This is a genomic window from Weissella tructae (assembly GCF_000732905.1).
In the GTDB taxonomy this organism is placed as follows: domain Bacteria; phylum Bacillota; class Bacilli; order Lactobacillales; family Lactobacillaceae; genus Weissella; species Weissella tructae.
The window spans coordinates 596,470-620,793 of sequence record NZ_CP007588.1; the positions used below are offsets into that span (position 1 = coordinate 596,470).

The 24,324-nt window shown below is 36.9% G+C and carries 22 protein-coding genes; 20 read left to right on the forward strand and 2 right to left on the reverse strand.

The window, feature by feature from the left end:
- The first annotated feature begins 5 nt into the window (after window positions 1-5).
- The 10 genes from WS08_RS02915 (at window position 6) to WS08_RS02960 (ending at window position 10,666) form a co-directional block, all read left to right on the forward strand.
- Complete coding sequence (locus tag WS08_RS02915) at window positions 6-1,178, forward strand: ArgE/DapE family deacylase (protein ID WP_009765381.1); 1,173 nt, start codon at window positions 6-8, stop codon at window positions 1,176-1,178.
- A gap of 26 nt (window positions 1,179-1,204) precedes the next feature.
- Window positions 1,205-2,230 (forward strand): linear amide C-N hydrolase, encoded by a 1,026-nt coding sequence (locus WS08_RS02920; protein ID WP_009765380.1) that lies wholly within the window; start codon window positions 1,205-1,207, stop codon window positions 2,228-2,230.
- 212 nt (window positions 2,231-2,442) lie between these two features.
- Window positions 2,443-3,945, forward strand: a complete 1,503-nt coding sequence (gene abc-f, locus WS08_RS02925) for a ribosomal protection-like ABC-F family protein (protein ID WP_009765379.1) — start codon at window positions 2,443-2,445, stop codon at window positions 3,943-3,945.
- 225 nt (window positions 3,946-4,170) lie between these two features.
- Window positions 4,171-4,896 carry a WxL domain-containing protein gene (locus tag WS08_RS02930; RefSeq protein ID WP_038566645.1) on the forward strand — a complete coding sequence of 242 codons (726 nt, stop codon included), beginning with the start codon at window positions 4,171-4,173 and terminating at the stop codon, window positions 4,894-4,896.
- Window positions 4,897-5,020: 124 nt separating this feature from the next.
- Window positions 5,021-6,049, forward strand: a complete 1,029-nt coding sequence (locus WS08_RS02935) for a DUF916 domain-containing protein (protein ID WP_038528215.1) — start codon at window positions 5,021-5,023, stop codon at window positions 6,047-6,049.
- A gap of 28 nt (window positions 6,050-6,077) precedes the next feature.
- On the forward strand, window positions 6,078-7,742 hold the full coding sequence (locus WS08_RS02940; RefSeq protein WP_009765376.1) for an Ig-like domain-containing protein: 1,665 nt from the start codon (window positions 6,078-6,080) through the stop codon (window positions 7,740-7,742).
- A gap of 101 nt (window positions 7,743-7,843) precedes the next feature.
- The gene (locus WS08_RS02945; protein WP_009765375.1) at window positions 7,844-9,313 is read left to right on the forward strand and encodes a helix-turn-helix domain-containing protein; all 1,470 of its coding nucleotides are present in this window, start codon (window positions 7,844-7,846) and stop codon (window positions 9,311-9,313) included.
- Between the two features lie 44 nt (window positions 9,314-9,357).
- Window positions 9,358-9,534 (forward strand): type II toxin-antitoxin system RelB/DinJ family antitoxin, encoded by a 177-nt coding sequence (locus WS08_RS02950; RefSeq protein WP_009765374.1) that lies wholly within the window; start codon window positions 9,358-9,360, stop codon window positions 9,532-9,534.
- A gap of 144 nt (window positions 9,535-9,678) precedes the next feature.
- Window positions 9,679-10,110 carry a GNAT family N-acetyltransferase gene (locus WS08_RS02955; protein WP_009765373.1) on the forward strand — a complete coding sequence of 144 codons (432 nt, stop codon included), beginning with the start codon at window positions 9,679-9,681 and terminating at the stop codon, window positions 10,108-10,110.
- A 376-nt stretch (window positions 10,111-10,486) separates the two neighbouring features.
- The gene (locus WS08_RS02960) at window positions 10,487-10,666 is read left to right on the forward strand and encodes a type II toxin-antitoxin system RelB/DinJ family antitoxin (RefSeq protein ID WP_009765372.1); all 180 of its coding nucleotides are present in this window, start codon (window positions 10,487-10,489) and stop codon (window positions 10,664-10,666) included.
- A gap of 205 nt (window positions 10,667-10,871) precedes the next feature.
- Here the strand turns inward: WS08_RS02960 and WS08_RS02965 are convergent, their stop codons facing one another.
- Window positions 10,872-11,849 (reverse strand): Abi family protein, encoded by a 978-nt coding sequence (locus WS08_RS02965; RefSeq protein WP_009765371.1) that lies wholly within the window; start codon window positions 11,847-11,849, stop codon window positions 10,872-10,874.
- 514 nt (window positions 11,850-12,363) lie between these two features.
- Between WS08_RS02965 and WS08_RS02970 the strand changes: the two genes are divergently transcribed.
- The 3 genes from WS08_RS02970 (at window position 12,364) to WS08_RS02980 (ending at window position 16,268) form a co-directional block, all read left to right on the forward strand.
- Entirely contained in the window at window positions 12,364-14,430 is a 2,067-nt protein-coding gene (locus tag WS08_RS02970) for a DNA topoisomerase (RefSeq protein WP_009765370.1), read from the forward strand.
- 155 nt (window positions 14,431-14,585) lie between these two features.
- Window positions 14,586-15,689 carry an alpha-hydroxy-acid oxidizing protein gene (locus tag WS08_RS02975; RefSeq protein ID WP_418080421.1) on the forward strand — a complete coding sequence of 368 codons (1,104 nt, stop codon included), beginning with the start codon at window positions 14,586-14,588 and terminating at the stop codon, window positions 15,687-15,689.
- A 75-nt stretch (window positions 15,690-15,764) separates the two neighbouring features.
- Complete coding sequence (locus tag WS08_RS02980) at window positions 15,765-16,268, forward strand: hypothetical protein (protein ID WP_009765368.1); 504 nt, start codon at window positions 15,765-15,767, stop codon at window positions 16,266-16,268.
- A gap of 48 nt (window positions 16,269-16,316) precedes the next feature.
- On the opposite strand, the gene WS08_RS02985 is transcribed toward WS08_RS02980, so the two are convergent.
- Entirely contained in the window at window positions 16,317-17,162 is an 846-nt protein-coding gene (locus tag WS08_RS02985) for a metallophosphoesterase family protein (protein ID WP_009765367.1), read from the reverse strand.
- A 237-nt stretch (window positions 17,163-17,399) separates the two neighbouring features.
- On the opposite strand from WS08_RS02985, the gene WS08_RS02990 reads away from it, so the two are divergent.
- The 7 genes from WS08_RS02990 to WS08_RS03020 all read left to right on the forward strand — a co-directional run bounded on the left by WS08_RS02990 (window position 17,400) and on the right by WS08_RS03020 (window position 24,314).
- Complete coding sequence (locus WS08_RS02990) at window positions 17,400-18,716, forward strand: Y-family DNA polymerase (RefSeq protein ID WP_009765366.1); 1,317 nt, start codon at window positions 17,400-17,402, stop codon at window positions 18,714-18,716.
- Window positions 18,700-19,086 (forward strand): hypothetical protein, encoded by a 387-nt coding sequence (locus tag WS08_RS02995; RefSeq protein WP_009765365.1) that lies wholly within the window; start codon window positions 18,700-18,702, stop codon window positions 19,084-19,086. The genes WS08_RS02990 and WS08_RS02995 overlap by 17 nt, the downstream gene beginning before the upstream one ends.
- Window positions 19,087-19,247: 161 nt before the next feature.
- Window positions 19,248-20,072, forward strand: a complete 825-nt coding sequence (locus tag WS08_RS03000; protein ID WP_009765364.1) for a Fic family protein — start codon at window positions 19,248-19,250, stop codon at window positions 20,070-20,072.
- A 115-nt stretch (window positions 20,073-20,187) separates the two neighbouring features.
- Window positions 20,188-21,618, forward strand: a complete 1,431-nt coding sequence (locus tag WS08_RS03005; RefSeq protein ID WP_009765363.1) for a C69 family dipeptidase — start codon at window positions 20,188-20,190, stop codon at window positions 21,616-21,618.
- 871 nt (window positions 21,619-22,489) lie between these two features.
- Window positions 22,490-23,191: a CPBP family intramembrane glutamic endopeptidase gene (locus tag WS08_RS06750; protein ID WP_009765362.1), complete on the forward strand. Its 702-nt coding sequence runs from the start codon at window positions 22,490-22,492 to the stop codon at window positions 23,189-23,191.
- Window positions 23,192-23,896: 705 nt separating this feature from the next.
- A complete protein-coding gene (locus tag WS08_RS03015; RefSeq protein ID WP_009765361.1) occupies window positions 23,897-24,136 on the forward strand; it encodes a hypothetical protein in 240 nt (79 codons plus the stop codon).
- On the forward strand, window positions 24,129-24,314 hold the full coding sequence (locus tag WS08_RS03020) for a type II toxin-antitoxin system RelB/DinJ family antitoxin (RefSeq protein ID WP_009765360.1): 186 nt from the start codon (window positions 24,129-24,131) through the stop codon (window positions 24,312-24,314). Before WS08_RS03015 ends, WS08_RS03020 begins: the two co-directional genes overlap by 8 nt.
- Window positions 24,315-24,324 lie beyond the last annotated feature (10 nt).

A 24,324-nucleotide genomic window follows, 5' to 3' on the forward strand; every position in this document is an offset into this window, starting at 1 on the left:
CAATCATGACAGTTATTAATACAGAAGAGCGTTTAGCAATTTTAGGCGACTTAGTCGCTATTAAGTCAGTAAACAATAATGAAACTGAAGTTGCACAATATCTTGCGGATTTGCTTGAGAAACATGGAATCTCATCTAAGCTTGTTCCTATTAGTGAGAACCGTGCTAATTTAGTCGCTGAAATTGGTTCGGGAGAACCAGTCGTTGCTGTGACTGGTCATATGGATGTTGTTGATCCTGGGAATTTAGATGCATGGGATACAGATCCGTTTAAGATGGTTGAAAAGGATGGAAATCTTTACGGCCGTGGAACTGATGACATGAAGGCCGGGTTAAGTGCACTTGTTATTTCAATGATTGAATTGCACGCAGAAGGTAAGCCAACTACTGGAACCATTCGTTTGTTAGCCACAGTTGGAGAGGAAGTCGGGGAAAGTGGGTCTCACGCCTTTTACCAACAAGGTTATATGAAGGATGCTAGCGCACTGTTAGTTGCGGAACCATCTGGTTACAATATTGCGCATGCGCAAAAGGGATCAATGGACCTTAAGCTCGTATCTAAAGGAATCACTGTGCATAGTTCGCTACCTGAACTCGGTTATAATGCCATCAATTCATTAATTAGCATTCTAAATGAAGCAAATCTTTCATTTAGTGATCCAAAGAATCCAACGAGCCCATTGTTTGGGCCAATGGCCTTTAATGTCGATGTTTTGCAAGGTGGGACACAAGTGAATTCAATTCCCGATTTCGCTGAAGCTGAAATCAATGTCCGCACTGTCCCAGAATACAATAATGACATGGTTCTTGCAGAATTAAACAAGATCATTGCGGCATACAATACAGCCCATGCGACTGACGCGGTCCCTGAACCAGTTACCCTAGAAATTCTAATGAACGAACCACCTGTTCAAGCACCAAACGATACCAACATCATCAAACAATCACAAAAAATTGCCAAGACATATGCTAAGGCAGATATTCCAGTGATGACGATTGCTGGTATTACTGATGCCTCTAACCTAGTACGTGACAAGGATACAGATTTCCCATTCCTTGTGTTCGGACCTGGTGATGCAACACAAGCGCACGTTATCAACGAACATGTTGGTAAGGATATGTACCTAAACTTTATTGAAATTTATATTGAACTATTCTCAACTCTTTTAACCGACTAATGTCAACCAAGTAGGAGGAACAGTGTATGTGTACAGGGATTAGAGTAACGGCAAACAATGGGGATATTTTTTGGGGTCGTACCATGGATTTAGCCATTGGCATGTTCGGTGAAGATGCTGATGCAGGGCGTCAATTTCCTTCAAGTATTGTCACTTATCCAAAAGGAATTGAAATAAAGGGGACCATTGACACGTGGCAATCTAAACATGCCGTGATTGGAATGGGAATCGACGATACACGAATTATGTATGATGGTGTGAACGATGTCGGATTAGCTGGTGATGTACAAGTGTTGATGGAATGTTCTCATGATTCACAAGCTAATATTACTGGTCGTGGTCAAAAACCTGTTACTGGGGAAGAATTCGTCACATTTATTCTGAGTCAATATGAAACAGTTCAAGAAATTCGCGACATGATTCATAGCGTAGCCTTAAGTGATGATACTGTGACTGTTCAAGATATGCAGTTAAGTATGCCGCTTCATTATTCATTTATTGATGAAAGTGGTGACGGCATCGTCCTGGAACCTATTCATGACGGTAGTTTTGTGGTTCATGACTTTATGGGAACTATGACAAATAGTCCAACCTATGATTGGCATTTAATGAACTTAAACAATTATATTGGTATGGGTACAATTGATTTAAATCAATCGCATACATTGAATGACAAATTTACTTTTACACCAATTGAAACAGGAACTGGATATAGCATGTTTGGTATGCCTGGTGATTATACTTCCGTTTCGCGATTCGTCAGAGCGGCCTTTATCAGTAATAATTTAGATAGTTTTACAGCCGATAAAGGTATCAATGCACTATATACTGCATTCCGTTCAGTTATTGTCCCACGTGGATTAGAACATCCTAATGCGAAAACAACTATTACCGATTACACACGCTATTGGTCTGGTTACGATATTACTAACCGTACTGTATACGTTCAAACCGGTGAAGCACTCACTATTTTTAGTAAAACAATTGACCCAAACTTAACTCAAATCACCTATACACCTGTTCCAACACAAGACCAACCAACACCGTTATAATCGTTTAACTCATATTTAAAACCCAACTTACGCCATGTAGGTTGGGTTTTTGTTTGTGTAAAAATTCTGATATTTAAGACTTGATATCGTTAATATGTACATATGATATAATAAATGCCTAGAAACATTAAAGAAGGTGATACCAATGAAGATGACAATCTAAAATTTCTATGCAAACCTGCTTAGCAGGTGTCATACATTTTGGAGGAACTATGTCGAACATAACCATTAAAAACATGTCATTTGCGTATGATGGCAATGATCATATTTTTAATCAAGTGAATTTAAATTTGGATTCATCTTGGAGATTAGGTCTAATTGGCCGCAATGGGCGTGGAAAAACAACGCTACTAAATATTTTACAAAACAAATTACCTTACAATGGATCTATTGAATCCAATGTGAACTTTAAATACTTCCCACAAACAATCAACGACCCTAATATAGATGTTACTTCACTTTTAGTCGCTAATGTCTCAATTTCAGATCATTGGCAAGTTGATAGGGAGCTTTCCTATTTAGGGATAGATTTTGATGATATCGCTAATCGTACATTTTCTACCTTATCCGGAGGTGAGCAAACAAAGCTGTTATTAGCGATGACCTTCATAGATGATCAGTCATTTATCTTATTAGATGAACCAACTAATCATTTAGACGCTCAAACACGTCAGCAAATTATCCAGTACCTAAACCGCAAGTCTGGCTTTATTGTGGTAAGCCACGACCGATCATTACTCAATACGGTCATTGACCATGTGGTTGCGATTGAGCAGACACAATTACGTTTGTATCGTGGTAATTTTGAAATCTATGAACAAGAAAAAGCAGCACGAGATCAATCAGAATTAGCGGAAAATAGCCGATTAAAACATGACATTCAACGTCTGTCTGAGACAGCGCGTGAAAAAGCGCAATGGAGTCAAAATCGTGAAAAAAGTAAACTAGGTAGTCGGACAGAATTTAATAGTAAAAACCGGGGTGATAAGGGTTTTGAAGGCGCACGTGCAGCAAGAACAATGAAAAAGGCGAAATCATTGGTTAATCGTAAAAATGATGAGATTGCGCATAAAGAAACTTTGTTACAGGATATCGAAACCGCGGACGTTCTAAGCATGAAACCTTTAAACTCACCACATCAAACCTTATTGTCATTTGACGCCTTTAGTGTTCAATACACAGAAAATCCTCTTTTTGAACCACTATCATTTACACTTAAACAAGGGGATATCGTTGCATTGACTGGTAATAATGGGGTTGGAAAATCTTCTATTATTCAAGCATTAAAAAATCAAAACGCTGTCGATTATACCGGAACTATTCACATTGCTAGTCAGCTTAAAATCAGTTACGTGAAGCAAGATACCTCTCATTTAACAGGTACTTTACGTGAATTTAGTACGAACCATGATGTGTCATATGACGAATTGCTTGGTATGCTTTATAAATTAGGTGTTCCACGTCAAGTCTTCACACAACGGATAGAAGATATGAGTGAGGGGCAGCGTAAACGTGTTGAATTGGCCAAGTCATTAATTACACCCGCACACGTATTTATTTGGGATGAACCATTGAATTATTTGGATGTATTTAATCAAGAACAAATTCAGCAGCTCATCTTGACCGCGAAACCAACCTTATTATTGATTGAACATGATCAAACTTTCTTACGGGCTATTCAAGCAAAACAAATTGCATTAATCCCTAACCAGTAACACGAACACTAACAAGATTGATACGAAAAAGCTCACCATAAATATTTATGGTGAGCTTTTTTACATACATCCCTAAAAGCGTAAATTGTCCAAAAAGTACGATAACGTTTTTTTAATTAACGAAAAAAACGTGTAATCACACTTACAAAACATAAATTAGAATATGAATTAGGCATTAATTGTATTGCCATAAATTTTTATTGCATCACATGGAGGGTTTTAAATATGAATACTAAGGTATTACTAGCAAGTGGGACTATTCTTGCAGTTTTGGCTGGGGGCGCAGCCGTTCAAGCATCAGCGGCAGAAGTTTCAGCAACAACATCACACAACTTGGTAACGTTTATCGCTGGGGACGATTCAACGGGACCAGTTGATCCTACTGATCCTACACATCCGGTTGACCCTGAAGATCCAGAAAATCCAGGTACTGGTAACAAGGGACCTTTGTCATTGGACTACGTAACAAACTTTAAGTTTGGAACACACAAGATTTCTGGACAAAACCAATCTTACGCCGCTAAGAATGTTAAGTCATACATTCAACTTAGTGACACACGTGGTACAAGTGCTGGTTGGACTTTGAAGGCCACACCTGGAGAATTCAAGTCAGCAGCTGGAGATGTCCTAAAGGGAGCAACTGTTTCACTTGGTAAGGGAAACATGATCACTGCTGGAGACGCTAAGGCACCCGAAGCAGTCGCTACAGCATTAACTGCTGGAGAATCAAGCACAGTTATCAAGGCCGCTAAGGGTACTGGTGAAGGAACATGGGTTGACCAATTGTTCGACAAATCTGTTACACGTGATGACGCACCAAAGGAAGACCTTGGAGCAAACGAAGTTGTAAAGTTGAATGTTGTTGGTGGAACAGCCAAGGCAACAAGCTATACAAGTGATGTGAAGTGGTCTTTGGAAGATACACCAATGGATGACGCACCAGAGGCATAATCACCGAAATCGTTATATTTAGAGTAATTTTATAAAAACTAACAATTTATGATTAACAAAAGCCTCCTAACGCCTTATTTGTGCAGTTCAGGAGGCTTTTTAAATTTTAAGAAAGGAGTCTATTTTGAAAACAACATATGCTCGTATTATTCCGTTTGCCATTAGTCTTTTAGTAGGGATTTCTACTATGCCCATGATTAACGCTGACGACGCAACATCAAAAGGTATGGACTTTGGTGTTCGTGCTGTTAAGCAAGACAATCAAATGTCAGATCATACTTATTTTGATTTATCTATGAAAGATGGACAAAAACAGACACTACCTGTTGAAATTTCGAATGCCAGTGACGACGAAATGAAAGTAAAGGTAACCGTTGTTGACGCAACAACAACATCTATTGGTGATGTACAATATTTGACTACCAATGATTATGATAAAGCCAAAGGACATCGTTTAACTGATATTGTTGAAAAAACAAATCAAACAATTACGATCCCAAAAAATGACACTGTTACTGTTAACATCATGGTTAATTCACCAAAGAAAATGTATGGCAATATTTTAGGTGGTATTCAAGTTGAAAAGGTTATGCCTGAAAATGCACAATCAGAATCTGATGACGAAGGGATTAGTGTTCGAAATTCATATTCATATGTTATTGGAACACAGTTACACTACAAAAATTTACCCAAGGATCAATTTGATTTTTCTCTTGGAGAAATTGGTTTAACTAAAGTGAACTATCGTAAAAAACTTTCTGTTGATATCAACAATGACAATCAGAAAATGATTAGCAAAGCCAAAACTGAAGTGAAAGTATCCAATGTCCGTAAGGATGGTAGTGTGACAGATCCAATTCTGAAAGACACCATCAAATCCGGTAGTTTTGCGCCCATGAGCACACTTCACATGCCACTTGACCCAGATAAAATCAAGGTTGGGGATTACCAAATTGATGTTACGATCACGCAAGGCAAGCAAAAGAAACATCTCGTCAAGAAATTCCATATTTCTACTGAAGATGAAAAAGCTGCAGAAAAGGATAGTGTCAAAGACAGTAATATTAATTGGGGAGTCTTAGCAACAATTCTTGTTATTTCACTTGGCGTGTTTGGATTTATTATTTGGGAATTAAAATATAAATCACGCTAATGTATGACAGTAGAGGGGGAATGATAAGATGATTCAAAGTAAATATATGATCCGATTAGTATCTGGATTAATTGTTGGACTTTCGTCATTAATCTTGATTGTACAATCCATCAATGCTGCGGATACACAGGCACAACGCCAAGCTACATCACAGGTCAAAACAAGCGAAGACAGTTCATCTACTACGGCCATATCTGAGTCAAAAGATGTACCAACAAACAAAGAACCATCCGAAAAAACTAGCTCAGTAAGAGAACTCAAACAGACAATAGCTGAACCAAGGAAATCTGAGTTTCCTGCAGAACCGTCAGGTGATGGGTATAGCTTTTTAGGATTTAGTGTATTTGCTGGTTTTGTACATCAACCTCAAAGCCAGAACGTATTAATGTCCGATAGGTCTGTTGATATAGAAGCACGTTTGGCCCCTAGTCACGTCCTGAATGGTTTCTTTTCTACAAAAGAAAATTGGGAACTATACATGTCTTCTGATGGTACGAATTATAAAAAGGTTGATTCAAGAAGTACTTCCAGTCTTGCGTTTTTTACACAAACCTATGACAGAAATTTAACTTATTCAAAATTAGGTATTAAGACAACAGGAACTTACTACTTCCAATTTAAAGTCAAAACGCCGATTGCTCTTGGTCTAGGGTCATACCATACTTTCTATAGTGATCCATTTACGATTAACGTCGTAAAAGATGAAATTACAGCTGTAGGTATTTCCATTGACCAAGGTTCACAAGGGGAAATGCTTAAAAACGATGAAAAAGACTTCTCTGCTACACTAAATCCAACAACTTCCACAGATAAGATTACTTGGGCCAGTTCAGATGACTCAGTTGCCAGTGTTGATGCTAAAACAGGTACCGTAAAAGCACACAAAAAAGGATTTACGGCAATTTCAGCCATCGCTAAAAACCGTGCTGGGACAACTGATGCAACTGTGGCATATGGTTTAACGGTTACCGGAGGATTGGACGATGTGACTGTTGATGAAGGGGATCCAGCTATTTTTGTCATTAGAGGATTACAAACAGATGTGACGTACGAAACAACTTGGTATCGTCAAAAAGGAAATGTACAAGATCCTAAGAAAGATGAAGTGCTAACCGCAAATGATGAGCATACCGTTAATACACATAATATGAAAATCATGAATCCAACAATGGCGTTAAATGGGTCACAATATTATGCAGGAATCCAAGCGTTTGTTTCAGCCGAAGACGAACATGGAAATGTCAGCAACACACCAGCTGGCGATCCATTCTTCACTGATACAGCTACCTTACACGTTAACCCGGTTCCACCTAAGTTTGTTGCAGTAGGTGACTTTGATTTTGGAAGTATCAAAATAAAAGGAAGCGATCGGAGTAAGCATTATCCAAAAAATCAAAATATCATCATTAAAAATGCGGGGCATAAAGACTGGACCGTTATGGGTCGTCAAAAGACGCTCTTGAAAGATTCCGCGGGTACTGTTATTCCGATGTATTTCCAAAATCAAGCATTAACTTCTGACTACATGCATATTGGCACTAATAAAGACGACCACGTCATACATGGGGTCGATACTGACATATTGTCATATAAGTCGAACGAAGGTTTCAGTCTATCTATGCCCGAAAAAATCATCGCTGGCCATTATGAATCTGAAATGCAATGGCAATTAGCAGACGTTCCCAGCCAATAACATGCTAATTTCTTACGTTAGTATGGTATAGTTGGGGCTTACACACAGCTAATGGTTATTTTCGTCTAAATTGTACCTTTGTGAGAAAGTAGGACATAAATATGTGGCTATTGAGTACCCGAGATAACCGTAGCATCAGAGTGCAAAATTATCTTGTATCCAATCCTGGAAGAATCGTTACTCTGTCAGCTGCGGCAATTGAGCTCAATATCTCAAAATATAATATACAACGTGACTTAGAAGCCTTAAATGACATCTATCTCACACAATTTCAAAACGATATTCCTAGTTTCGAATTTTCATCTGATCACAAAAGTATTCGTATTTCAAAAATACAGATGATACATGTTGAACAGTTGAAACGAGAATTGTTACAACACTCAACAAAAATGATGCTGCTTAATTCGTTCTTTTTAGAAGAATATAAGACAGCAGACGCAATATTACACGATATTAATATCAGTTATACGCTTTTACGTAAATATATCCGAGATATGAACGATTATCTCGCACAATCAGATATTTTAATATCAAATAACTTTACCTTGATTGGTGACGAATTAAATATTCGTCGACTGATGTTTGAAACATATTATTTGTACTATGATCTTGATGAATCTGTTTTACAGACATATTATCTAACCACTGTTTCAGATTTTCAGGAACATTTACCTGACGATATCAAAAAATCACCAACGCGTATTAAAACGTATCGCATTATGCGAATTATTTGGTTTTTACGCATTCGAAATAAGCATTCACTTTCAACAAACATTAATTTTATTGATTTTTCTAAGTTAGAAAAAGTAGATAACTACAGTTATTTACTAGCCATCAAAAATTATGATTTGTTGAACGTAAACTTACCTCCAGAACAACGTGATTTAGAAATTGAGTATGGACTATTTGTCAGCATAGTGATGGGCGGGGTTAGGATTCCAGATCTATCCCAAGCGCTTGTTCCACATATGCAAGAACGATTAGCACAAATTTCAAACGTTATTCAAGATGAATTTACGCTGATTTTCAGGAAAGAACTGGAAGTCGAAGAATTAAATGCAATCATGCAGCAATTATTAATCAGTAATATCCAATTGGTGATGATGCATCGAACAATTATTCAACATCCAATGTATAAATCAGCCGATTTATTACTATATTCTGTTTCACATGAATTGTCTTTGAATATTGGTGAACGTTTATCTGTATTATGTAATATCAGTATTGCAGAACTAGAAAAATCTCTGTTAATTGAATATATGACTGTCTTTCATCATTTTATTATTGAAACACAAGGTAAATATCTACCTAACATTAATATTGTGATTGATATGATCGACATGCCCAATTTGAAAGATGAAACACAACGCATTCTAGAAGAATATGTCTTATTTAAAATTAACGTTGTCGACAATGACACGTCCGAAAACATAGATATTATCATTTCCGATATACCGCTATTAGATAAAGGCACAACCAATATCGTCTGGCGAGGATTACCGGATTATGATGATTTATTTAGTTTTCATAAAATCGCTGGTCTCATGATTCGTGACAAACTGCGTACGTGATCAATTGACACAAAAAACTATTTAAAATTAGGAGACCATGCTCCATGGGAGAGAAATTACTACAATTACGTATTTCAGAAGACGTCAAAAACAAATGTGACGCCGTTTTTTCTGACCAAGGTGTGACCATTCAAGGGGCCATTAAAATTATGTTGACCCAGGTCGCTAACACTGGAAATTCACCATTCGATGGTATTTTTGAATCTAAGATTGGTAAATAACTTTTTATACGAGGCATACAATTATGTGTGCCTTTTTTAGTATCGAAAAATCGAAATCACTCTGACAGTTATCTGTACATCACGCAATAAGTGGTAGACTAATAAAGTATTGTTGATTCGTCGTTACATGAGGAGGAAATGATTATGTGGTTTTTAAAAAAAGCAACTGACATGGACCAAACAATGTTATTAACGGTCATGGCTGCACGTGTCTCAGTCTTTGTTGTTGAACAGAAATGTTATTATCAAGAAATTGATACTGATGATTTTTCAGCATTACATTTAATGATGCTGACAGAAGAAGGCGAATTACAAGCCTATGCTAGGATCATCGACAAAGGGGACTTTATCACCTTTGGTCGTGTCTTAGTATTACCGGAATGGCGTCATACCGGGTTAGGTAAGTCTCTGGTAGAAGAAACCATCAATCAAATCAAAACATTGTATCCATCTCGAAAAATAAAAATTGAAGCACAAGCATATTTAGTGCGTTTTTACACAAATTTTGGATTCGTTGCGACTTCTGACATTTACGACATTGATAATATCCCTCATATTGATATGTCCTTAACTTAATAAATTTAAAAAATGGTATAGCATTTCATGTTATACCATTTTTATATAGATGTATGATCCCAAAAAACAAGACCATGTCATGAGGTATAGGTTGTCAATTAGTCTACAAACACCTGTACACCTTGATTATCCGCTGTAAACAGCTTATATCGGTATACCTTAAAAACCCTTTAAATCAACAAGTAAAACCTTTTACTTGTTTAAATAGTTGAAATCAGTTCAATTATGTCATGTGTGCGTAAATACTTAAATTTTAAGGTGATACTTTTAAAACAAAAGCGCGGATATCATCGAAATCACATTGCGTAACCCCTGTACTGAGCATATAATGTAATGACATAAACAATTAATTGGTATAGTAAAAAGGGAGATTGATATGGCTGAACCTAAAGAAAAATTGATTCAATTACGAATCGAAACAGACGTGAAAGATCGTTGTGAAGAATTGTTTCATGCACAAGGATTAACAATTCAAGGAGCGATTAAAATGATGCTAACGCAAGTATCTCATACTGGCGAAACACCATTTGACAATCTATTTTCAGGGAAGCAATAAATTTTTCCTTGTCTAAAACTATTAATCATAAGAAAAGACCTTCCATTTTTGTGAAAGGTCTTTTCTTATGATTAATGATTATATGACCGAGCGTTCATTATAGAGGCATCGGAATATCTTACTGTTTAATTTGTCCTAGTAACACGATACTTAAATAAAATGTAGTCTGATAGCGTATTTACCGCCGAATAACATGCTCTTTTACTTACAATTCTGACGAATGTAACTCCATTTCATCTAGAATGAACGGTAAATGGGCGGGGGCTTTTGTGCCATATAACCTAAGCATTTCCGTAATACCAGTACTCAGAAGGATACTTGGAGTGATATTTCGCCACATTGACAATGCTGCCATTAAAAACTTTAAATTAGAACCATGGTTCTTCTTTTTAGACACTGATGTCTTGGAAACCTCCGCACGATTATACAGATATGCGCTGTATGTGAAGTTTGCTTCTGGAAAATAATTATACATTCGTCCACCATGAGCGGCACGATTTCTAAATTTATTCATAAGCTCCAGGGTCTCGTGAAATATAGTCACTAATTCTTGATAGGGTAGTTGGTTAATTAATTCATTACCGTATAATCGGCTAATAAGTAATTTCTTGTCTTCAGAGTTAAGCAGTGTAATTGCCATTTTGAGTTGTCCAAAAGTTGTTCCTTTGACCAAAATCCAAGGTGGCGTATTTCCGTATTTAGTTTTGTAATGTTTGTAAGGATCATAATTCTTATATGTTATTGATGTCATTTCTTTGAACAGTCTATCTCGTTCAGTATAGTACTTTCGGTCGGGTTTCTGTTGCCACTCGGGTAGTAGTCGTCCCGCATTAAAAACATTGTTGTTCATATACGATGAAAATTGTTCAGAGTGTTGCTCACCTAAGACGTATGCGAAATTTTGACGTAAAATACTTTCCGCAGCATCTAATCCCCCTAAGATAACATTACGAATTCGTGTATCGAAGAAATAAAGACTATATATATCTTCAAAAGTTGTTTCCGCTTTAAATATGTCCGGGTCACAACTTTCTAAAAATGTAGATTTATATCCATTGATGATTTCATAATATCCAAAAGAGCTCAACAGCTCCATAGCGCCGGGCTCATCTTTAAAGACTAATCCACGTTGTTTCAATATATTCATTTGTTCTATTAGTGAAGCGAATGGTTTTGATTCCATCAATATCCTCCAGAAAACGCAAAAACCCGACAGATTTTCATCTGCCGGGTCTAAGTTGGTCTGTACCGACCATTTAATAGGTTGTAATCATCTTACAACAAAATTATTCCCAGCGTCAAGTTTACACAAATTGTCTCATGTCAGGTATTTTGATATTTATATCTCCACAAACACAATGAAGCATGCTCGATTCGAATTCACTATACGCGGTGCATTTTAATGATGTTTCATACATGTTGCGGCAAACATTAGCCGTACGTAAATGAATTAGCCTTTAATCCATTTAGTTCCTGGTTGAGATGTTGGCGAAGGCTTGTCTATGATGATTACATCATATCAGGTTAAATCTAATTAACGGAATTGAAGATTACATTAGATGTAATGATTCAATGGATCCGTCTTTTGTGCAGACAGTACGCTTAAATACTCCCTTTTAGAACAACGAAAGAGTGTGCAATGTGATAAAATACTATTAATTCTGCTGTTGAATCGGCTTTGGGAATAAGGAGAAAGCATGCGGTATTTAATTATTACGGAAAAGCCCAGCGCTCGCAAAAATTTTGAAAAAGCCTTAGGCGGTAAAAAAGGACATTTTCTAGATTTTGACTACGAATTAACCAATCTTCGTGGCCATGTGATGCAATTGAACGCGCCTGAAAAACAAGTTTCCAAAGAATTAAGTGAACAAATTTCTAACTGGGGATTAGAATATTTACCTTGGGATTTAACACAATTTAATTGGACAAATACATATATTAAATCTAAAAATTTACGTACCGGAAAAATTGAATCCACAAAATCATTAATTGATGATTTGAAGAAACAGGCGCAGGGTATGGATGCACTTGTTATCGCGACGGATACGGATCCATCTGGAGAAGGTGAACTCCTAGCTTGGGAAGCTATCTTTGCCATGGGATGGAAAGGTAAAGTCTTACGTCTTAATTTCATGGACGAATCTGCCAAAAGTCTACAAAAAGCGTTTGGGCAGCTACGAGACGTCAGCGACCCGATGCAAGATGGAGATTTATTGAAGGGTATGGCCCGGAGTCGCTGGGACTTTGCATCCATGCAATTAACGCGAATCGCGACTAAAAGCGCGGAACAAAATGGGTACAAAATTTTGTCCCGCCAAGGACGTCTGAAATCAGCCATGATTTACAAGGTATACCAACAAGAGCAGGCGATTAAAAACTACACGCGTGTACCATTCTTTGAAGCACGCTATAAAGACGACAAGGATAATGTGTACGCACGCGATATCAAAGCCTTGAATGATCGTTCGTTTCGTCATTTAAATTTGACTGATGCTCATAAAGAAATTGCGCAAGGCATTTATCCTGAAGTTGGAACACCACAAATAACTTCTGATAAAGAAAAGCGTCAGGCGCCACCTAAGCTACTTGATTTGTCTTCTTTGTCCGCGATTCTAGCGAAAGAAGGCTTCAAAGCCAAGGAAGTCTTAGCAACCTATCAAAAAATGTATGAAGCACAGATTGTATCGTATCCTCGTACAGAAGATCGCACAATTACAACTGAACAATTTACGGAAATGTTACCAATAGTTGACCAGATTGCAAATCTTGTTGCCGTTGATCCAAGCTTATTAAGCGTCCGAACACCACGAAAGACACATGTTAAAGATGAAGGCGCACACGGGGCTAATCGCCCAGGACTTGTTGTCCCTGTAAACTTAGATGCGTTGCAAAAATTTGGTCCTTCTGCATCACGGATATATCAAGTTTTGGCTAAAAACTTTTTGGCCATGTTTGCCGCAGATTATATCTACCGTCAAATTCACGCTAACATTGCTGAAGCACCAATTTTCACGACCACAATTAACCTACCTCTTCAGATGAATTGGAAGTTGGTATACACAGACGCAGACGACCAAAATACTGATATAAATGAAAAGGGAATCGGAACACGTGCCACAATATTTGTACATGAAGGACAAAATCCCAAGCCACAACAACCTACTTGGCAATGGCTTAAAACCTTTCTTGAGAAATACAATATTGGTACTGGAGCGACTCGTACATCTACATTCTCAGAACTTTCGAACGGAAAAAATGCTTACTTTATTGATACTAAAGGAAAAATTGCCTTAACAGAAGAAGGGCGAATTTCGGCATATTTAGTACAAGGAACGTATATCGCAAATCCATCTATCACGAAGCGAGTTTTTGATATTTTCCAAGAAGTAGGCCGTCATGAAACAACCATTGATGCCGCAATGAATTCAATTGTCTTAACCGTTCAAAATGATATGCCCATTATTTTGAACAATGCCCTGGGGCTCGCGAACGAATTTGAACCACCTAAGAAGAAAACGGCTAAACGACCTAAAAAGAAAGACAAATTAACAGGGATTTTCGTGCCGACAGGTAAGGAAGTTTCTTTTAATACGAAATGGGGAAGCCATACCTTTACCGAGCATGAAGTATCAGACTTACTATCTGGAAAAGAAATCGATGTGCACGGCACTGGTAAGAAAGGGGCTTATACGTATCGCGGTAAGCTGACATCGTTCACATATAAAGGTAAGAAAACCTTTGGTTTTAAAGGTAACTTTGTTTAAGGCCTGATGATATATTCAGTAAAAACATTTAATATAGTACGAATTATATCTAGCTTGTGAAAAATCCACGTATAATCTTGAGTTATAACCTTGTAAACTTTTTATGAAAGCGTTATCATTGTGTTATCAGGGACGTTTATGAGAATATAGGGGATATAAATATGACATACATTGCAAGCGAACTAGAAGGACCAATTTCATTTGTGAACACCACAGACCTTGAAAAAGGCGCAGAAAAAATTATTCCAACCGGTGGATTCGGTTACATTAATAGTGGTGCGGGTGATTTAATCACCCTACGTGAAAACGAAACTGCGTTCGAACACGTTAAGATTGAACCTGGTGTACTGAAAAACGTCGAAAATCCGGACACTTCATTGGTATTTGATGGCATGACATTAACTGCGCCAATTATTATGGCGCCAGTAGCCGCGCATGGATTAGCTCACGTTCAAGGTGAAGTTGCATCTGCTGCTGGGGTTGCACGTTTTGGTACGATTTACACGGCGTCATCATTTGCTAGTAAGTCACTAGAAGACATGCGTGAAGCGGCTGGTCCAGATGCACCACAATTCTTCCAATTCTACATGTCAAAAGATAATGCGATTAATGATCAAATTATCGCAGCGGCGGAAGCAAGTGGCGCACGTGCCATTGTATTGACTGCTGATGCGACAGTAGGTGGTAATCGTGAAGCTGACAAGCGTAATGGGTTCACATTCCCATTGGCTATGCCAATCGTACAAGCCTACCAAAGTGGGGTTGGACAAACGATGGATGCTGTATACAAGTCAGCAAAGCAAAAGCTAAGTCCTGATGATGTATCATACATTACATCACGTACTGACTTACCAGTGTACGTAAAAGGAGTTCAAAATCCGAATGATGTAGAGCCTATCTTAGCTGCCGGTGCAGGTGGAATTTGGGTGTCAAACCACGGGGGACGACAACTAGATGGTGGTCCCGCAGCATTTGATTCATTACGCCGAATTGCGGATGTCGTGGACCATCGTGTCCCAATCGTATTCGATAGTGGTGTCCGTCGTGGACAACATGTCTTTAAAGCATTAGCATCAGGGGCAGATCTAATCGCTCTTGGTCGTCCAGTTATTTATGGTCTAGCACTAGGTGGTAGTGTCGGTGTTGAACAAGTATTTAACTTCTTCCAAAACGAACTACAATTAGTCATGCAATTAGCTGGTACACAAACGATTGACGATGTTAAAAACTTTGAGTTACTACCAAATAAATACATGTAATTTTGATTCAATGCCTCTAAGTTTATATTAGGGGCATTTTTAGAATTCATACAGCCTGAAATTCAGGGGGATAGCTTGAAAAAATCAGTTAAAGTCGCTTTACTTATGAGCACTGTGTTACTTATCATAATTTGTAGTATTGCTGGGGCATTCTTATTCGATAATGTTAAACGATCCAATTCTCAAGAAAACAATTCAGGTATCCAATCAACAAATATAACACTTCATGCGGATGATACTAGTAGTACAGGCGCACACAACACAGCGTCAACAAATGATTTGTCGGTGGAATCATCTACCTCTAAACAAAATATTTCTAACAATGGGGCTACAAACAAAATGGCCGATGTTAATTTTGATAGAACAAATCAGACAGAAGCAGCACGTCTAGCTAAAGCATATTATCAACGTATTGGTCAAGATGGCGATACGCTAGTCTACAATGGCTATCTTATAGATGATGGTCCTAATTATGAAGTTAGAGTGTCTGATGTGGAAATACAAAAATCAGGCGGCTCTGGGACTGTTGATTTGTTACAAGTAGACAAAAACAACAATGTTATCCATGTAAATAATTAGAAAAAGACACTAGTACTAAGTACTAGTGTCTTTTATATTATCGAGCGTCTAAGTTTTGCTTGCTAGAATACGTTTAAAATCATCATTATAAGTACCCGCTGCATTAATCTCGCTGAGTAATTTTTTATCTTGCGTCGGACTAATCCCGTGAACTAATAATCTATTATATAAATCTAGATACGGAACATGTTCACTTTCTGCTTTAGTATATTCATCCATTAGATTATATGCTACTTTTCTGAATGTAATATTTTGAATTCCTATATCGTCGATTTCTAAGATAGTGTATTGCGCGCGTCGATCTTGATTAAGCGTAGGATGCTTAAAAAATGGTTCTCCTACTGAACCAGGATTAAGAACGACTTGATCATTATGTGTATATCGTAATAATTGATGGTGAGTGTGCGCATAGATTGCGACATCAATTTCATCGTTTTCAAATAAGTATTCAAAGTTTTCACTGGCAGCGAAAGGTAATAAATTCGGACCGCCATTACTATCAATCTCATTGTGTGTTAACGTCAAATTGATGTTATTGACCGTTTTATTTAAATGGATAGGAGCCTGTCGGATTTTTTCTATATATTTAGCGTTTAATTTTTGAGACAAATAATAGGCGAGATGTCCCATATAAACATCTGAGGGGTCGTTCACATCGTAATTGTTTGGATTATCAAGTATTTTTAGAAACACATCATCCCAATTACCTCGTAAGAACACTGTTGTATTAATTTCATCCAACATTTCAAATAAGACATTTCCTGCTGGTCCTGGTAACAATAAATCACCTAAAAACCATGTCTCTGATATATTTTCTAATTTAATATCATTAACCACACTTTTCAAGGCAGTATAATTGCCATGTATGTCTGAAATCAACGCAATTTTCGTCATATTATTTGCCTCCTATGAATTCTCATTAAGTAGCATGTTCTATCCCATAATATAACTTCTTAGTTCGACTGTAAACGATTACACTGATGGTGCAATTTCATTAAACATGTACGCGTATCTGTTGAGCGTATTAATCGTTATGATACCTAGCTGAACACTCCCGAATAAGGCGTTTTTCTTTACAGGCGTCATTCGTTAAGTTAAACTTAATTATAAACAAACTAAGGAGGCCTAACCATGAACCCAACAGAAAAAGAAATACGCCGAAAAATCATGGTTATTGATTCTAAAAGTTTTTATGCAAGTTGTGAATGTCTGGCATTAGGTCTTAATCCGTTGAAAGCAATGCTCGTTGTCATGAGTACTGCAGATAATGCAGGTAGTGGGCTAGTTTTAGCATCATCACCTATGGCGAAAAGACTACTGGGTATCTCAAATGTCACACGAAAACGTGATGTCCCTAATGATACGCGGCTTATTATTGTTCAACCGCGTATGAACTATTACATTCAAATGAACAAGAAAATAAATGATGTGTTTCGTGAGTTTGTGGCAGACGAAGACTTGAATATGTATTCCATTGACGAAACTATCTTAGATTTCACGAGTTCCTGGAAATATCTAACATCCAAGTATGGGGCTGATATCACTATGAGTAAACTAGCACGTATTATTCAATTAGAGGTTCGTCATAGATTAGGTTTTTACCTAACAGTTGGGATTGGCGATAATCCTGCAATGGCTAAAATGGCACTAGATATAACAGCTAAACACAACCATAGTTTGATAGGCGAATGGCACTTTGAAGAACTACCTGACGTACTTTGGCCAATCACAAAATTTGAAGATGTTTGGAGTATTGGTCAGAAGACCGCTGAAAAGTTAAACGCTATGAATATTCATAGTATGTACGATTTGGCACACACTAGTCCATATGTACTCAAGGAAAAGTTTGGCGTTAGGGGAGAAGAACTATTTGCTTTGGCATGGGGTGTGGATCGCAGCATTGTATCGCATAAGTACAGTCCAAAAGATAGTAGTATTTCTAATAGCCAGGTATTGCCTCATGATTACAATAAAATACCTGAGATTAAGAATGTCATTCGTGAAATTGGCGAACAAGTTGCTGCACGTTTACGCGCCAAACATAAGATAACAAGTGTAGTTGCTTTGGGTATTGGTTCTTCCATGACCGAAAGTAAACCCGGGTTTCATCTGCAAATGAAGATTGATGGTACCAATCAGTCTAGCAAAATTGTTAATGCTTTGTGGACGTTATTTGATAGACATTATGAGGGACAAATAATTCGTCATATAAGTGTCTCGGTTAGTAAATTAACAGACGATATAGGGTCTCAATTAGACTTATTTATCCCCGTAGAACATGATATTAAGCAACAGAATTTAGATGAAGTTGTTGATTCATTACGGCACAAATACGGAACAACCGCCATTGTCAAATCAAGTTCAAAGATTGATGGTGGTACCATGATTGACCGAGCTGGATTAGTCGCTGGTCATCGAGGAGGACAGGCTTATGGCACAAATACTTGAAGAAGATATTTACACAGTAGCAAAACGCTTCTTCGAACAAGATTATCATGATCGTGGTATGCTGAAATGGCAAGGTTATCATCTATCAGACCACACAGAAGATGTGGCCAAGTACACTGCAAACGACGCTCAAATTTCGGCCCAAAAGCTCAAAGACAAACAATCACTTGAAATAATCGGCTCTCTTCTAAAAACGGCTTACGAATCAAACTTAGAGTTAACTATCCAATTAGCAACACAAGATGACACTGGCGTTACGAGTGAACTCGTAACTGGTAAGTTATTAGGATATACAGACCTAAATACTGTCTTAGTTAATAATCTAGAAATACAAATTGATCAAATTAACTTTGTTAAGGTTGGAACTTAAGTAACTGTGCTTAGTTCGTAAATTAGCTATATAAACAACGAAGGATTGTTGATTATCGAGTCTTTCGTTTAAAAGGGGCAGTACACATAATAAAGAGATACATCAAGATATATAATTGGTACAATGTAGCGACAATAAATAAGGTATAGGGAGAGAAACTCATGAACAAGTATAATTTTGATACTCCCTCTGAGGAGATGTTATTTAAGAATGCAATACCTCAGATTCTGCACAATGGCGCGCAATTTGAAAATCTCTCTCTAACAATTTTACAAACAGAACAAATTGTAAACAATGATGTACTTACAAGTGTGAAGGGATCAGATGTTGAAACAATGCGTAATATGCTTCGAGGGGCTCAATATATTCTAGCTAATTATGCGAATTTTGACTTTGATAACTTGAAGAAATTGCATAGTATTGTTGGACAAAATGAAGTATTGTGTGCAGGGGAATTACGTATTGGTTTAGGTGGTGTGAATACTAAGCGTGGATTGTTCACGCCTGACACCGTGGATGAACTACAAGATCGCTCACGATTTGAATCCCTGGTTAATCGTCAAGATTTACCAGCCCAAACACGAGCATCAGAATTATTTAGTTACCTTTCACGTGCTCAACTATTTGACGATACTAATAAGCGCACAGCGCTACTTGCAGCAAATGTCCCTCTACTTAAAGAAGGTTCAGGGGTGTTTTATATTCCCGAACCTGCTATGGAGAATACATTGAATTTAATGAGTGATTTCTATCATTCAAACGATAATCGTTTACTTGTTGCAGTACTAGATGACGTTGCTGTGTCAGATTACGATGGTAAGACATTTTATGCTCCAGAACATCAATTTTATGGCTATGGTGAAGAATACCGTAAGCATATTAATACCTTCAAAGGATTCGGTCCTAAAGGATTGCTAGGAAAAGAAACGGTTCAATTTTTGATGAAGCCTATTCACAACATGTATGAAGAACATGGTCTAAAATAATAATCAACTTAAAACAGAGTCCATCAATGTTTTTCTCATTAAAATGCCATTTAACATTGTTTCTCATACAGTGAATAGCTTATACTGGGAGAACCTAACTCAGGGGGGAAAACAAATGAACGTAGATGATTATAAACAACATAAAAAAACCTGTACCACTTTGCTCGTAGGGAAAGAAATAAGTGTAGACGGATCAACATTAATTGCTCGCAATGAGGACGGGGGAGAACAACCAAACCCACAAAAATTCGTAGTCATTCCTGAATATACCAGTAAAACAGAATATGTATCCAAGTTAAACAATGTACGTATACCATTATCAGGAAAAGCATTGCGTCATACTGCTACGCCCGATGCGGATGATTCTTTTGGTATATGGGAAGCAGCAGGGATTAATTCAGAAAATGTTGCGATGACAGCTACAGAAACAAGTACCACAAATGAAAAAATCTTAATGTTAGACCCTCTGGTACCTGATGGTATTGGTGAAACAGATATTACGGCGATTGTCTTACCCTACATCAACACAGCACGAGAAGGTGTTCTGCGTTTAGGGGAATTGTTAGAAAGACACGGAACATATGAATCTAATGGACTAGCATTTTCAGATGAAAATGAAATTTGGTACATGGAAACGATTGGTGGACACCATTGGGTAGCTATGAAAATACCAAATAATGCAGTGGTGATTGCCCCAAATCAATTTAATATCGATTGGTTTAATTTTAATTCTAAAAATTCACTGTATTCAAACGATATGATTTCCTTTATACAAGAAAATCAATTAGCATCAATTCCCAAATCAGGACTGTTAAACTTAAGACCAATTTTTGGTAGTGATACCGACAAAGATCGTGTCTATAATACACCACGTACCTGGTTTGGGCAGGCATACTTTTTAGGGCATGACGTCTTAGCTAATCGTACCGACGATTCACAGCGCATGGATTTACCTTTTTTGATATATCCGGAACAAAAGGTGAGTGTTCAAGACGTAAAATATGTATTGAGCTCTTATTACCAAGATACCAAGTATAATCCATATTTACATCCTCATGATTTACCAAAATATCGTCCAATTGGTATTAATAGAAATCAAGAGACGCACATTCTTCAAATTAGGAATAATGTCCCTAAAATGATAGCCGGAGTACATTGGCTAGCCTACGGTCCAAATACATTTAATGCATTAACGCCATTTTATGCCAATGTAGACATAACACCAGAGAGTTTTTCAAATACCACAGAACAGTATGATTCGACAAATAGTTACTGGTTAAATAGAACCGTTGCAATTATTGGTGATCAAAATTTTGATTTGTATAAAGATATGGTTCAAGACTTTGAAAATAATATCTTTCAAAAGAACCTAGCACTTCAACAAGATACGGATAAAGCGGTTATTTCAGGTATAGACCCAATTAACTTGTCTCATAAAAACGAAGAAATGGCCCACAATTACATGAATGCGACGAATCAATTGTTAGGGAAAATGATAAACCTAGGAACTGCCAACATGACGCTTCGTTTTCCGTTAGACGATTAATAATCTCAGCAACCTTAGGTCATTCAATAGTTTATTCTACATAAGTGATAATCTCTAAACAGCAATCTGCCCGAAACTGTAATATTAAAAGCATAGAAGTGATAGAGAACGACGTTACTAATTCGTGACATGTTTGTAATCTATCGTTTCTGTGCTTTTTCTTAGTTATGGGACAAAAAGAAAAAGCCGTTATACGGTGATATTACCAATCAAAAAACAGACTTCAGCGGGTATGATTCATGCTATTGAGTTATTTTTATCTGAATATCAAAATTATGTACAATCGCTTACGTTTGATAATGGTTCAGAGTTTATTTCGTGGCAATTTTTAGAGTGTATTCAAGTGAAATACGGTAAAAAACGTATTTTGCGCACCCATATTCACCACATGAACGTGGCACGAATGAACAACGTAACAAACTTATAAGAGTATATGCGGGTTATTCTGATTATGATGAAATGACATCTAATGATTGTCATGAAATCACTGAGAAACTTAATCATAAACCTATGGTACAGGCTTTAAATGGTAAAACACCATACAAGGTTTATCGTAGTGAAACGTTACGTTGGAATCGCCGATATAAGACGAAGTTGAATTATGAACGTCAATAACGACAAGTTAATTTAAATACGCTTAGAAAGTAATGTTAAAACACCCCTTAATTAGACTCTGGTAGTCTAATTAAGGGGTGTTTTTGTCCATATATAATTATTAGAATATTATGGGTATAATCATTAGAATATTATGACAAAATATGAATAAGTTGATTATAGTCCTTAAATATGGCCTTGAATATGTTTCTTATCTGTATAATAAAATGAGTATGTTCAATACATAATTATTTTGAAATAGGAGCGTGAATTATTTATGCAAACAGTTGGACGTTTTGTAAAATGCGGTCTTTGGATCATTGTTAGTATGGTGTTGTTTGGAATGATCGATTCAGTTGGAAACGAATTGGTACCAATGGTTACCTCTGATTTGATGGGACTACCTAAGAATGGATTTATTTCTATCTTAGTGATGATTGTAGCTGTATTAGGGGTTGCCTTTTTAGTTGCTAAGGTGGTTATCTTTGCCATTCGTAAGGCAAATCCTGCATTTAAGGTATTAGAACCGTTTACTTTCACAGATGGTAAGTGGATTGTGTTAGGATATGCGCTATTCTCAATTTTGAACATTTTATTTTCAAAATTAGTGGTATCAGGATCATCTTCAGCAAACCAACAAGCTGTTGAATCAGTGTTTAATACCGGCACATTCGGCATTGTATTTATGGCTGTTTCAGCTGTTATTGTTGCCCCAATCCTTGAAGAATTGATTTTCCGAGGATTGATTTTTAACTATTTGACACCAACGATTCGCTGGTGGGGAAGCTGCTTGCTTTCGGGAGCAGTTTTTGCTTATATTCACGTCATGGTCGATTTTAGCTTTATCACATTTACACCATACTTTATTATCGGAACAGTATTAGGATTCATTTACTACAAGACTGGAAAGATTCAATACGCAATTGGTGCACATATGCTAAGTAACGCAATTAGTGTTGCTACATTGTTATTACGCTAAATTTTTTGATGTACTCAATAGATAATTAATTAAAGAACGCATATGGATTTCATAATCGAAAACGCCCTTAACTGGACTCTTGTAGTCTAATTAAGGGTGTTTTTGACTATAACTATAAATAATGGCACGTAGTCGGTGCAGATCCGTGCACATGAGATATGTTACTACGACAAGTTGTTTTTTATTGTGTATTGTGGCTAAACATATTAAGTTTATTGAACCAAAAGAGAAAAAGCGTGCCCCCTTTGAAAGTGAATGTTATTTTGTTTGTCTTTTCGTTTCAATCACGTATAATTCCTTCTAATTTTAAATATAAATACATGTAGCAACGCTTAAATGCTGTCTATTGATCATTATGTGTGTATACAAAAAACAATCTGATAAGCAAAGACAACAAAGTTAATGTAGCAACCATAAAGGAGAAAAAGTCATGAAGCTGATTAGTTACTTAGAAACACACGGTACTGGAGTAGAGCGCTTTAAAGATGCTGAAGTTGTAACAAACGAACAACTTATGGTTGTACCATCCATTGATAATTAAATGATGGTGAAAAAATTGCTCATCATTATCAGACAAATCTAAAGGAAGTGTCTTCAACATCACATCCTGAATTTTTGAATTTAGCATATGATGAACGACTGGTTCAAGCATATTTAAATGACTCTATTAGCGTTTTGACCGTCACTGATGTATTCCAGGAGGATATGTTAGATGAAAATGGAGTGAGAGTTGTGAACACTAATTTCAAAAGGTCTGACATGCTGTATCTAACGGAGATTTGTTTAAAAACATATGAATTAAACAATCCTGATACACGCATACGTTTGGAGAAAAATCGTCAGTATTACATGAAGACAGGTGAACACATGCAAGGCCGTAGAATCAATATTATTAATGTACGTGATACAACTCATGAATTATATGGAGAAAAAACAAATGACTAAAAAGACAGAAACCACGGAAAAATTATTGCAAGTACGCGTTGAAGACACCGTTACGGACAGGTGTGACAAATTGTTTGCAGCTAGAGGTATCACAACACAAAATGCTATTCGCATGTTACTAGCACAAGTTGCAAACAGTGGGGAAACCCCATTTGACAACCTATTTACATCAAAATAAACATAATAGA

Bases quoted from the DNA above. Each gene is read 5' to 3' on its own strand.
- WS08_RS02915 (WP_009765381.1), top strand. From the start codon at position 6: ATGACAGTTATTAATACAGAAGAGCGTTTAGCAATTTTAGGCGACTTA.
- WS08_RS02920 (WP_009765380.1), top strand. From the start codon at position 1,205: ATGTGTACAGGGATTAGAGTAACGGCAAACAATGGGGATATTTTTTGG.
- abc-f (WP_009765379.1), top strand. From the start codon at position 2,443: ATGTCGAACATAACCATTAAAAACATGTCATTTGCGTATGATGGCAAT.
- WS08_RS02930 (WP_038566645.1), top strand. From the start codon at position 4,171: ATGAATACTAAGGTATTACTAGCAAGTGGGACTATTCTTGCAGTTTTG.
- WS08_RS02940 (WP_009765376.1), top strand. From the start codon at position 6,078: ATGATTCAAAGTAAATATATGATCCGATTAGTATCTGGATTAATTGTT.
- WS08_RS02945 (WP_009765375.1), top strand. From the start codon at position 7,844: ATGTGGCTATTGAGTACCCGAGATAACCGTAGCATCAGAGTGCAAAAT.
- WS08_RS02950 (WP_009765374.1), top strand. From the start codon at position 9,358: ATGGGAGAGAAATTACTACAATTACGTATTTCAGAAGACGTCAAAAAC.
- WS08_RS02955 (WP_009765373.1), top strand. From the start codon at position 9,679: ATGTGGTTTTTAAAAAAAGCAACTGACATGGACCAAACAATGTTATTA.
- WS08_RS02960 (WP_009765372.1), top strand. From the start codon at position 10,487: ATGGCTGAACCTAAAGAAAAATTGATTCAATTACGAATCGAAACAGAC.
- WS08_RS02965 (WP_009765371.1), bottom strand. From the start codon at position 11,849: ATGGAATCAAAACCATTCGCTTCACTAATAGAACAAATGAATATATTG.
- WS08_RS02970 (WP_009765370.1), top strand. From the start codon at position 12,364: ATGCGGTATTTAATTATTACGGAAAAGCCCAGCGCTCGCAAAAATTTT.
- WS08_RS02985 (WP_009765367.1), bottom strand. From the start codon at position 17,162: ATGACGAAAATTGCGTTGATTTCAGACATACATGGCAATTATACTGCC.
- WS08_RS02990 (WP_009765366.1), top strand. From the start codon at position 17,400: ATGAACCCAACAGAAAAAGAAATACGCCGAAAAATCATGGTTATTGAT.
- WS08_RS02995 (WP_009765365.1), top strand. From the start codon at position 18,700: ATGGCACAAATACTTGAAGAAGATATTTACACAGTAGCAAAACGCTTC.
- WS08_RS03000 (WP_009765364.1), top strand. From the start codon at position 19,248: ATGAACAAGTATAATTTTGATACTCCCTCTGAGGAGATGTTATTTAAG.
- WS08_RS03005 (WP_009765363.1), top strand. From the start codon at position 20,188: ATGAACGTAGATGATTATAAACAACATAAAAAAACCTGTACCACTTTG.
- WS08_RS06750 (WP_009765362.1), top strand. From the start codon at position 22,490: ATGCAAACAGTTGGACGTTTTGTAAAATGCGGTCTTTGGATCATTGTT.
- WS08_RS03015 (WP_009765361.1), top strand. From the start codon at position 23,897: ATGTTAGATGAAAATGGAGTGAGAGTTGTGAACACTAATTTCAAAAGG.
- WS08_RS03020 (WP_009765360.1), top strand. From the start codon at position 24,129: ATGACTAAAAAGACAGAAACCACGGAAAAATTATTGCAAGTACGCGTT.